A 2,561-nucleotide genomic window follows, 5' to 3' on the forward strand; every position below is an offset into this window, starting at 1 on the left:
TCAGAAAAAATGTCGAACTTCGTTTAACAACCGATAAAGTTCACCTGCACTGAACTTGTTTCAGTATTGAAACGGAACTTTATCTTTCACTATATGTAAGCTGAAACAAGCAATATGAATTCAATAATAGCATAAAATGTCAGAAACATGAGTAAGAAAACTTTCGGAACGCTTGCTGGAGTTTTTACACCTACTACCTTAACCATTCTTGGTGTAATCATGTACATTCGTCAACCCTGGGTTGTCGGTAATGCAGGTATTGTTGGTGCGTTAGCTATTTTATTAATTTCGGTTGGCATCACATTAACTACAGCATTAAGTTTATCATCAATTACTACCAATGTTCGTATAGGTGCAGGTGGTGCTTTTAGTATTATCTCAAAATCTTTAGGCTTGGAAATTGGTGGCGCTATAGGCATTCCGTTTTATATAGCTCAAGCTTTGGCTGTGGCCATGTATGTTTTTGGGTTTAGGGAAGGATTAGCCTCCATATTGCCTTATTTAAATCCTTTAATCCTTGATATCCTTATTTTTTCAGTGGTAATGACCATTGCGTTTATAAGCACAAGTTTTGCTTTTAAAATTCAATATATCATACTTGGCATTATTGTTTTGTCTTTAGTCTCCATCTATGGTGCTCTTTTTGTAAGCGATTTAAACTACGACTTCGAGTTGTTTGGTAAGTATCCAGGGTCTATAGAAAATAATTTCAGCGGAACATCCTTTTGGGTTGTTTTTGCAGTTTTTTTTCCGGCAGTAACAGGAGTAATGGCAGGCGCTAATATGTCTGGTGATCTTACGAGTCCACGAAAAAGTATTCCTAAAGGAACTATTTCAGCAGTAATTTTAACAACATTTATTTATATCAGTTTAATATTTGTTGCGTCACTTTTGGCAACTCCTACAGAAATGACCTCAAACTATAATTTGTTTATAGACAAAGCGCTTTATAGCCCTATTGTACTTGCTGGTTTATTGGGTGCAACACTTTCATCTGCTTTAGGGTCTTTTATAGGTGCTCCGCGAATTTTGCTTGCCTTAGCCGAAAAGGGCATTTTACCAAAAAGTAAAGCCCTTGCTAAAACATCAAAAAAAGGTGAGCCAGTAAATTCTATGTTAATAACTGCTGTTATTGTATTTATAGGAATTTCATTGCGTGATTTAAACACCATTGCTCCAATTCTTACTATGTTTTTTATGATAACCTATGCCATGGTTAATATTGTTGTTCTTGTAGAGCAATCCTTGAGTTTACCAAGTTATAGACCTACATTAAAAGTACCATTAATTGTCCCTGCTATAGGTGCTTTTGGGTCAATTACCATCATGTTTGTTATTAATGCTATAGTTGCGTTAACATCACTCATATTGATTTTTATATTTTACTTCTATTTGGTTAATTTAAAATTGAAATCGGAGGCAGGTGATTCTCGCAGTGGTCTTTTTACAGCACTTGCTGAGTGGGCAACAAAAAAATCTAGTAATTTGAGTCCTCAAAAGGAAGTGAGATCATGGCGTCCTGATCTTTTAATACCCATGACCATGCCGAAGGAAATTAGAAGTTCTTACAAACTAATTCATTCCATTATTCATCCCAATGGTTCTATTAAAATATTATCATTGTTACATGAAAATCCAGAAGAACAGAAAAATATCGAGTTGTTTTTGAAAAATGCATCGCAGAAATATAAGGAAAGTGGTATTTCTGTGTCTTATGCATTTGTTGAAAATAGAGAACTCAATACGACTATCAATATTAGTATGCAATCGCTTAACGCTGCTTTTTTTAAGCCCAATATTATTTTTGTAAGTGTTGACACTGGAAATGCCAATCTAGATTTTTATGATAAACTCATAACAGATGTTAGAAAGAACAATTTTGGAATGATTATGTATATACCATACGCTACAGCAAGTTTAGCCATTGAAAAAAATATAAACCTCTGGTTAACAAATGTTCCAGCGAATTGGAAAGAAACTTTTAATATTGGACATAATGATTTATCAACCCTTTTATCGCTTTTGATTTGCAAGAACTGGAAAGGTGAAATTGATGCCATTATTGTTGATGATAATCCGAATCAAAAATTCTCGGAAACAGATATTGAGGATATTAAAACGATGGTTAGATTTCCTAAGAAAACCAATATTAGCGTTAAGACTGGTGATCTTTTGGGCAACGTTAAAAAATACAGAAATGCCGACGTTAATATATTTAGTGTTGACGCTGACATGTCTACTGCAGACATGATTATTATAGTAAATGAGTCGCGAATATCTGGTATTTTTTGTGTAGATTCTAATTTGGAGAATGTTTTAGTTTAGAAAATTCATGTCTATTTTATCTAGTGTTTTAGGAACAAAATCTGGAAGAATTATTAACAAAAATAAACTTTAGATAATGCTGGTTTTTTTCTTAAATTTATTAAAAACTAAACTTAGGTCGTTTAACAACCGATAAAGCTCAATTAAAACGGAACTTTATCTTTGTATTAAATGAACCTCTCCAAAATCAAAACAATTTTCATTTAAAAAAAACATAAGTTAGCAAACACCCGCGT

1 protein-coding gene is annotated in these 2,561 nt (G+C 33.2%); it reads left to right on the plus strand.

The window, feature by feature from the left end:
• Positions 1-147 precede the first annotated feature (147 nt).
• Entirely contained in the window at positions 148-2,325 is a 2,178-nt protein-coding gene (locus tag AAC024_RS15830) for an amino acid permease (protein WP_339896460.1), read from the plus strand.
• The last annotated feature ends 236 nt before the right edge of the window (positions 2,326-2,561 follow it).

The organism is uncultured Algibacter sp., from assembly GCF_963976535.1.
Lineage (GTDB): Bacteria > Bacteroidota > Bacteroidia > Flavobacteriales > Flavobacteriaceae > Algibacter_B.

Coding starts and splice junctions, on each gene's coding strand:
- AAC024_RS15830 (WP_339896460.1), top strand. CDS start 148: ATGAGTAAGAAAACTTTCGGAACGCTTGCTGGAGTTTTTACACCTACT.